At 72.3% G+C, this 8,251-nt stretch carries 7 protein-coding genes and 1 pseudogene; 5 read left to right on the forward strand and 3 right to left on the reverse strand.

Going from position 1 to position 8,251, the window contains the following annotated elements; genetic code table 11:
* A pseudogene (locus tag E1284_RS43455) lies at positions 1–126 on the forward strand (M24 family metallopeptidase); the annotation flags it as partial.
* A gap of 155 nt (positions 127–281) precedes the next feature.
* Here E1284_RS43455 and E1284_RS35895 read toward each other — a convergent pair.
* The 3 genes from E1284_RS35895 to galE form a co-directional block, all read right to left on the reverse strand.
* The gene (locus tag E1284_RS35895) at positions 282–902 is read right to left on the reverse strand and encodes a hypothetical protein (RefSeq protein ID WP_131944609.1); all 621 of its coding nucleotides are present in this window, start codon (positions 900–902) and stop codon (positions 282–284) included.
* A gap of 324 nt (positions 903–1,226) precedes the next feature.
* Entirely contained in the window at positions 1,227–2,387 is a 1,161-nt protein-coding gene (locus tag E1284_RS35900) for an RNA-guided endonuclease InsQ/TnpB family protein (protein ID WP_243714954.1), read from the reverse strand.
* Positions 2,388–2,594: 207 nt separating this feature from the next.
* The gene (gene galE, locus E1284_RS35905; protein ID WP_131944610.1) at positions 2,595–3,599 is read right to left on the reverse strand and encodes a UDP-glucose 4-epimerase GalE; all 1,005 of its coding nucleotides are present in this window, start codon (positions 3,597–3,599) and stop codon (positions 2,595–2,597) included.
* Positions 3,600–3,824: 225 nt separating this feature from the next.
* Between galE and E1284_RS35910 the strand changes: the two genes are divergently transcribed.
* The 4 genes from E1284_RS35910 to E1284_RS35925 form a co-directional block, all read left to right on the forward strand.
* Positions 3,825–4,481 (forward strand): response regulator, encoded by a 657-nt coding sequence (locus E1284_RS35910; RefSeq protein ID WP_131944611.1) that lies wholly within the window; start codon positions 3,825–3,827, stop codon positions 4,479–4,481.
* Between the two features lie 103 nt (positions 4,482–4,584).
* The gene (locus E1284_RS35915; protein ID WP_131944612.1) at positions 4,585–5,958 is read left to right on the forward strand and encodes a YveK family protein; all 1,374 of its coding nucleotides are present in this window, start codon (positions 4,585–4,587) and stop codon (positions 5,956–5,958) included.
* A 3-nt stretch (positions 5,959–5,961) separates the two neighbouring features.
* On the forward strand, positions 5,962–7,107 hold the full coding sequence (locus E1284_RS35920) for a DegT/DnrJ/EryC1/StrS family aminotransferase (RefSeq protein ID WP_131944613.1): 1,146 nt from the start codon (positions 5,962–5,964) through the stop codon (positions 7,105–7,107).
* 2 nt (positions 7,108–7,109) lie between these two features.
* Positions 7,110–8,251, forward strand: a 1,142-nt coding sequence (locus E1284_RS35925) for an SDR family NAD(P)-dependent oxidoreductase (protein WP_131944614.1), incomplete at its 3' end; no start/stop codon positions are given.

Raw genomic sequence — 8,251 nt, forward strand, 5'->3', positions numbered from 1 at the left:
CGCTACGGCATCGTCGAGGGCTACGGCGGGCACGGCATCGGGACCGAGATGCACATGGACCCGCTGATCCCCAACCACGGCGCGGCCGGGCACGGCCCCGTCCTGGAGCCCGGGATGTGCTTCGCGGGTCCATCCGCGGGCATGTCGCGACTAAGGTCATGCCCCGCTGATGTCCATCAGCGGGGCATGACCCTGGCTCTGGTGTTCGTCGCCGCCGCGACGTCGGCCGGATGGGCCGATCAGGCGGCTCCCGCGACCTTAGGCAGGACTCGCGGACCGGGTTACGGCTGGATCTGCGGAGCGGCCTGGTCCTGCGGAGCCGCCTGCATCTGCGGAGCGGCCTGGTCCTGAGGCGCGGCCTGGCCCTGCTCCGGGGCCTGGTACTGCTCCGGGGCCTGGCTCTGCTCCGGGGCCTGGCTCTGCTCCGGGGCCTGCGGTGCCTCCGCGGCGGCGTTCTCCTGCTCGGGCCCGGCCTCCTCCAGAGGCGCGGCCTCACCCTGCTCCGCGGCCTCGGGCGCGGCGGCCTCGGACTGCGCGGCCTCGGGCTTGGCGGTGGCCTCCATCGCGTCGGCCTTCTCGACGCCCTTGCCGTCCACCTTCACGGCGTCCTGCTCCGGGCCCTCGATCTCGATGACCACGGGGCCGGTCTTCTTCCCGTGGACGTGCGGCGCGACGTCGCCGGTCTGGACGGGCTTGTTCCCGTTCTTCGGCGAGGCGTGCGGCGACTTCTCGACCTCGGCGTAGTTCAGGTCGCCGGGGCCGTTCTCCACGATGTAGCGCGGCTTGATGTAGATGTGGACCTCCTGCGGCGGCCCGGCTTCCGCCGAGGCCGCGGGAACGGCCAGGAGGCTGCCGCCGAGGGCCAGCGCGGCGACCGCCGCCGCACGAGCTATGCGTTTCATTCCATTTCTCCTTTTCTGGTGAATCTGGTTCGCGCATCGCGAAGCCTTGTTGATCATAACAAGGCGATTACGCGCGACTCATGACGAGCGGTCGGCAATTCTCGGCGACTCGCCATCCGCAAAACCGACTTGCCGTCAGTTTGCAGATCGGAAGTAATGCCGGATTTGAGACCTCTCCAGGGGATCACCAGATATGGGCCTGGAGTCAACTACTCGGCCCTGAAGGGACCGAGCTTGCTCGTTCGGTCCTTGGGGGGCTTTGTTCGCGCTCCCGACTGCCCGTTACGGTGGGGCGGTCACGGGTCGCATCCACCCGCCCTCACGCTATGTGGGGGCGGGTTGGGGCATGTTGACGAATACCCACGCCGAGCGTGCGCGGTCACGCACGTTGACCCCGGCGACGACATCGGCGGGCCCAGCGAGACCGCACCAGCGACAACAGAAGTGGTCCCGTGAGGGACGGTTGTTCCTGGCGGTGTGGCCGCAGCGCGGGCAGCGCTGGGAGGTGTAGGCCGCATCCACCTCGATGAACGGCACACCGGCGCGGCGTGCCTTGTAGGCGATGAACGCGCCGAGTTGGTGGAAGGGCCAGGACGACAGGCGTGCCCGCTGGTCGCGAGGAACCGTGACCCGTCCGCGGATCCCACTCAAGTCCTCGAGCGCGATACCGCGTCCGGTGCGTGCCGCGACGGCAACGACCTGCTTGGCGATCGTGTGGTTGACATGCGTGGCGTGCCGGGCCTCCCGCCGCGCCCGCTTCTTCAGCAGCCGGGCGGCCGACCGGGTGCGGGCGGCTTGGAGTTCGGCGCGTTTGCGGGCCTGCCACCGCCGGTACCGGCCCAACCGACGCCCCTGATGGTTGTCGCCGTCGGAGGTGGTGGCCAGGTTGACGATGCCGCGGTCCACCCCCACCCAGTCGACCGGCTCGAACACCTGGGGTTCGGGGACATCGCAGGTGGCCAGCAGGAACCACATGCCGTCCCGGTGCACGAGATCGGATTCGCCCTTGCGGTGGTCGGCCAGCATCTTGGCCTGGTCGGGTGAGCAGGCGAACGTGAGGTTCTTGCACCGCCCGGCCGTCGTCCAGATGCTGACGGTGCCCGCGTCCAGTTGCCACGACAGGTTGCGGTCGTCGAAGGTGTGCGCGGCGTCGGGGCGGAAGGCGATGGGTTTGGACTCGGCTCTGCGGCGCCGTGCGGATGCCGGGCCGCCGAGGTTGCCGTTACGGATGTTGATCCGGAGGGTGGTGTAGGCGTCCACGACCCGTTTGATCACGTGCTGGGCGGCTTGGGCGCCGAGCCCGCCGGCTTTGAGGTCGCCGTAGCAGAGCCTTCGCAGGGGCAGTTCACGGCAGCGGAGCCCGAACTGTTCGAAGGCCATGGCCGCCACGTGGTCGGCGGCGGTGTTGACCCGGTGGAGGGTGTCGTTCAGTGCCGACGCCTGCTCGGGCGTCGGCAGGAGCTTGACCTGCACCACCAGTTTCACAGTCCGTGACCATATCATTACAAACTCTAGGTTGCCTGGGGCCGGGACGGGGCGGCGCCGGGGCGCGCGTACGAGAGAAGCGATTCCTCCCGGTCCTGCAGGACCGGGGTTCCTCGTTAGAAGCCCGCTGAAACGGTACGGAAGTGCCCGTCCCGCCGGCCGGGCCCTCCGGCGGAAGGAGGAGGGCCCGGCGGGCGGGACCGCGGATCAGGCCACGTCGAGGGTGCGGCGGCGTTCGGCCCACTGGAGGGAATGGCGGATGGCGTCCTCGATGGTGTACTCGGGCTTCCAGGCCAGGAGGTCCCACGCCTTGGCCGGGTCGACGAACGCGCCGACGACGTCGCCGGGGCGGGCCGGGGCGTCCTCCGCGACGAAGGCGTCGCCGACGACCTCGCGGAAGGCGGCGACGAGCTCGCGGACGGTGGTGCCGTCGCCCGTGCCGAGGTTGATCACCTCGTAGCGGGGGTGGTCGCCGACCGGGGGGATGATCGCGTCGAAGCGGTCGGCGGCCTCGTAGAAGGCGCGCGCGATGTCCCACACGTGGATGTAGTCGCGGATCGCGGTGCCGTCCCGGGTCTCCCAGTCCACGCCGGTGATCTTGAAGGGCGCGCCCAGGGTGTAGCACTCGATCATCTTGCCGAGGGCGTGCGTCGGCTTGCTGTTCTGCAGGCCGGTGCGCAGCCGGGGGTCGGCGCCGATCGGGTTCAGGTAGCGCAGCGAGATGACGCGGAGGCCGTACGCCTTGCAGAAGTCCTGCAGGAGGAGCTCCGCCATCATCTTCGAGCGGGTGTAGGGGTTCTGCGGTTCGAGGAACGACGTCTCGGTGACCGAAAGGTCGGGTTCGGGACGGTACATCCCGGCGGTGGACGCGAAGATCATCCGGTCGCAGCCGTTGCGGACGAGGTGGCCGGCGAGGTCCAGGGTCTTGGACAGGTTGACCCGGTAGTAGCGCAGCGGGTCGGCCATCGAGTCGGGCACCACGATCAGCGCGGCGCAGTGGACGGTCGCCGCGATGTCGGGGTGCTCGCGGAAGATCGCGTCGACCAGGTCGCCGTCCCCGATGTCGCCCTGGTAGAAGATCTTGCCGGCGGCGAACTCGGACCGGCCCGTGACCAGGCTGTCGAGCACGACGGGCGTGACGCCGCGCTCGGCGAAGGCGGAGGCGATCGTGCTGCCGATGAACCCGGCTCCCCCAGTGATCAGCACTTTCATGTGGCATCCCCTGCAGGCCAGTGCGTCCCCTTGAATGACACGCACAGGATCCGCAGGCGGTCGCGGACGGTCAATGTCCCGCACGGAAGGTGACCGGGTCCGGACGCCGGTGAACCGGCGGGGGCCCGATGGCGTCCGCGCACGTGTCTCCCCCGGCGGCGGAGCCCGGACGAAGTACAGCGTTTGCAGGATCCGCCGGGCGCGCGCAGCCGTCATCGTCGGTGGATGCAACCGATCCGCGTCCTCATCGTGGACGATCACGCGCTGTTCGCCGAGGCCCTCGCGGCGCGGCTGGGGCGCGAGCCCGATCTGGTGATCCTGCCGATCGCCTCCGACGTGCGGCGCGCGCTCGCGCTGACCGCCACCGAGCGCCCGCGGGTGCTCGTCCTCGACCTGATGCTGGGCGCGGAGAGCGGGCTGGACGTCCTGGACCGGGTCCGCGCGGACCATCCGGACGTCCGGGTCGTGGTGCTGACCGCGATGAGCGACCTGGACGCGCTGGTGCAGGCCGTCCGGCGGGGCGCGGTCGGGTGGCTGGAGAAGACCGAGAGCGCCGAGCTGGTCGCGCGGGTCATCCGGTCGGCGGCGCGGCAGGGCGGATGGATCCCGCCGGACGTGCTGGGCGACGTGCTGCGCAGGCTCGTCCGGGACGGCGGCGAGGCCGGGGGCGACGCGCTGCTGGCCGGGCTGACGCCGCGGGAGCGCGAGGTCCTGCAGTGCATGGTGGACGGGCTCGGGCGCGCCGAGATCGCCGAGCGGCTCGGGCTGTCGGCCAACACCGTCCGGACGCACACGCAGAACCTGCTGGCCAAGCTCGGGCTGCATTCGGCGCTGGAGGCGATCACGCTCGCGATGCGGGCCGGCATGCGGCCGTCCGGCTGACCCGGGCCCTGATGCAAAAGGCGTAGCCGAGGGTCGTCTTTTGGGCGATTGCTCCGCCGAAGCCCCTTCTTACGCTCGCCGTGACGAGCCGGAGGGGAAGATCGTGGAGATCGACGAGGTCGCGGCGCGGGTGGTTCGCAGCTACTGGGCGCTTCTGCTGGTCATGACGGTGGTCCCGCTCGTGCTGGTGGGGCTGGCGATGGGCGGCCAGGAGCCGCCGGCGGTCGCGCAGTCGCGGCTGCAGGCGAGCAGCCGCGCGACGGACGCGGCGCCCGGCGACGCGGGCGTGTCCATCGTGGTCAGCCAGGTGAAGGCGTTCGCGACCAGCGAGAACCTGCTGAGCGGGGTGCTGCGCGCGCAGCGGGTGGACCGGTCGACGGTGAAGGTCGCCAAGGCGATCGAGGTGACCGGGCTCGGGACGTCCACGATCGTCCAGCTGTCGGTGAAGGACCGCGATCCGGACGTGGCGCGGCGGCTGGCGGACGCGCTCGGCGCCGCCGTCGTCAAGGAGATCAACGCCTCCAACCAGGGCTCGATCACGCAGCAGATGGAGCAGATCGACAAGCGCGTCCGGGAGCTGGAGAAGAAGCTCGGGCCGCTGTCGCGGCGGGCGGGCGCGCAGCCGAACCCCGACATCGGCGCCGCGAACGAGCGGGAGCGGGTGCAGGCGGAGCTGACCGACCTGCGGTCGAACCGCTCGGACCTGCAGACGCAGCTGTCGACGGCCGGGACGGCGTCGGTGGTGCAGCCGGCGGTGCTGGCGCCGCGCACGAACCCGGTGGTCATGATGGCGTCGATCGCGGGCCTGGTCGGGCTGATCGGCGGGATCCTGATCGCGGTGGTGACGGAGATGGTCCGGCCCACGATCCCCGGGCAGCGGCGGGTGGCGCGGCGGCTCGGGGTTCCGCTGCTCGGCTGGGCCGACCGGGGACCGGTGCGGCTGGCCGACCTCGGGCGGCGGATCCGGCTGGCCGCGAAGAAGGAGGGCGTCGGGCGGATCACGCTGGTCGGCGCGCCCGGACCGCTGCCCGCCGACCTGGTGTCGTCGGTCGCGTCCGCCGTGTACGGGGACGACACGAAGGTCGTCACGGCACGTCCCGGCAACGACGACGACGGCGGCGAGGACGACCCCGGCGGCGACGGCGGGCCGTCGCTCAACAGCAGCGGGCCCGGCGGGAAGACGAGCACGTCGGTGGTCCGCGCCGGCGGCACCGCCGTGATGACGAAGAAGTCCGAGGTGTCGCCCTCGGAGGTCACCCAGCCGGTTCCGGTGCGCCGGCTCTGCCATGTGCACGCGTTCGAGGACATCGATCCGGGTTCGGACGAGGTGGTCGGCGTGGTCGTGGTGGTCGGGCCGGTGACGCGGGTGGCGGGGCTGGAGACGGTCCGCGACCTGGTCGCCGCGTCGGGCTGGCCGCTGCTCGGCGTCGTCGCCGTGTCCCGCAAGATCTCCACTTCCCACACGAGCAGGGGGTAGCAGATGAGTTCGTCCGTTCCGTTCACGATCCCGTCGGTGTCCGGCGAGGTGTCCGACGCGGTCGTGAAGGTGCTCGACTCGGGCTGGATCACGACGGGTCCGCAGACGGCGGCGTTCGAGCAGGAGTTCGCCGACTACCTGGGCGCCGCGCACGTCGTGGCGGTCGCCTCGTGCACGACCGCGCTGGAGCTGTGCCTGCGCGCGCTGGACCTGCCGCCCGGGTCGGCGGTGCTGACGCCGAGCCTGACGTTCTGCGGCGCGATCAACGCGATCCTGCACGCCGGGCACCGGCCGGTGCTGGTGGACATCGACGAGGACACGCTCGTGCCGAGCCCCGAGACGGTGCGGGCGGCGGCCGGCCGGTGCCGGCCCGCGGCGATGATCGTCCAGAACCAGGGCGGCTACCCGGTGGACGTGGCGGCGCTGGCGGAGGCGGCCGGCCTCGACCGGACGCGGGTCGTCGAGGACGCGGCGCACGGTCCGGGCGCGGGCCGCGGCGGCGCGAACGTCGGATCGGAGTCGTTCGCGGCGTGCTTCTCCTTCTACGCGACGAAGAACATGCCGATCGGCGAGGGCGGCGCGGTGGCGTCCAGCGACGGGGAGTTCGCCGACCGGGTCCGCGCGATGCGGATGCACGGGATGAGCAAGGACTCCTGGAAGCGCTACCTGCCCGGCGGCAGCTGGCGCTACGACGTGAAGACGGTCGGGCTGAAGGCGAACATGACCGACGTCCAGGCCGCGATCGGGCGGGCGCAGCTCGCGGCGCTCCCCGGCTGGCAGGAGCGGCGCGCCGAGATCGTCCGGCGGTACGACGCGGCGCTGCGCGACCTGCCGGGCCTGGTCCTGCCCCAGCGCAACCTCGACGGGATCCAGCACGCCTGGCACCTCTACCAGGTCCGCGTCCCGGACCGCGACGCGATCAGCGCCGAGCTCGAGGCGGCGGGCGTCGCGACGTCCGTGCACTTCATCCCGGCGAACCAGATGACCGCCTACCAGGCGATCCTGGGCGCCGAGGAGTGCGCGCGGGTGCCGGTGACCGACCGGGTCGGCGAGGAACTGCTGTCGCTTCCGCTGTATCCGGGGCTGTCGGAGGACGGCGTCGAACGCGTCGTCGCCGCACTCGCCGAGGCCCTGCGGACCCGGAGCTGACCGTGCGAAGGTTCATGCCGCGCCGCCGTACCGGGACCACCGCGCCGGTCCCGGCGGCCTCCGGCGCCGCCAGTCCGCTCGCCCTGCTCATGGGGCGGGACGAGGTGGTCATGGCGCGGCACCGGGGGCGGCGGCTGGTGCGCGGCCGGCGGGTGCTGGTCACCGGCGCGTGCGGGACGGTCGGCCGCGCCCTCTGCCACCAGGTCGGACGGCTCGAACCGGCCGCGCTGACCCTGCTCGACCGCGACGGCGAGGGCCTGCGGCGCCTGGAGAGCGAGCTGGACGCCGCGCTGGACGGCGTCGCGCTCGCCGAGGCCGACGTCCGCGACGAGCGGCGCGTCGACGCGGCCATCGAGGCGGCCCGCCCCGACCTGCTGTTCCACACGGCGGGCCGCAACGAGCTGGCGGCCGTCGAGCGCGATCCGTGCCGGGGCGCCGCGCACAACGTCCTCGGCACCCGGCACGTGATCGACGCGGCGGTGCGGCACGGGGTGGAGCGGGTCGTGTTCGTCTCGTCCGACAAGGCCGCCGACCCGACGTCGGTGTTCGGCGCGACGATGCGGCTCGGGGAGCTGCTGCTGCGGACGGCGACGCCCGGCCCGACGTGCTTCGCCGCCGTCCGGGTCGGCAACGTGATCGGCGAGGCGGGCCCGCTGCTGAGCCTGCTCGCGCACCGCATCTCCTCCGGCGAGGTCGTCACGATCACCCACCCCGAGGTGGCGCGCCACTTCATGACGGTGCAGGAGGCGGCGGGGCTGCTGATCGAGGCGGCGGCGATGGCGGAGGAGGCGGAGACGTTCGTCCTCGACATGGGCCGTCCCGTCCCGGTCGTCGACCTCGTCCACCGGTACGCCGAGCAGCTGCGGCTGCCGGAGGTGACGATCCGGTTCAGCGGGCTCGGGCCCGGCGAGAAGCTCGCGGAGAAGGCGTTCGCCGACTCCGAGCGGCGGATCCGTACCGCGCACCCGAAGATCTGGGCGACCCGTCCCGCCGCGCCGCCCGCCGGGCTCCCGCAGCTGCTGGACGAGCTGGAGGCCGCGGCCGGCGCGGGCGACGGCGACGCGGTGCGGCTGCTGCTGCGCCGGCTGCTCCCCGAATACCACCCGGTCCGGCGGCCCGGCCCCGCCGAGCCCCCGTCTCTTTA

It is taken from the genome of Actinomadura bangladeshensis, assembly GCF_004348335.1.
In the GTDB taxonomy this organism is placed as follows: domain Bacteria; phylum Actinomycetota; class Actinomycetes; order Streptosporangiales; family Streptosporangiaceae; genus Spirillospora; species Spirillospora bangladeshensis.

What these genes read in the sequence shown, in the direction of transcription:
- E1284_RS35895 (WP_131944609.1), bottom strand. Translation starts at nt 902, where the DNA reads ATGAAACGCATAGCTCGTGCGGCGGCGGTCGCCGCGCTGGCCCTCGGC.
- galE (WP_131944610.1), bottom strand. Translation starts at nt 3,599, where the DNA reads ATGAAAGTGCTGATCACTGGGGGAGCCGGGTTCATCGGCAGCACGATC.
- E1284_RS35920 (WP_131944613.1), top strand. Translation starts at nt 5,962, where the DNA reads ATGAGTTCGTCCGTTCCGTTCACGATCCCGTCGGTGTCCGGCGAGGTG.
- E1284_RS35910 (WP_131944611.1), top strand. Translation starts at nt 3,825, where the DNA reads ATGCAACCGATCCGCGTCCTCATCGTGGACGATCACGCGCTGTTCGCC.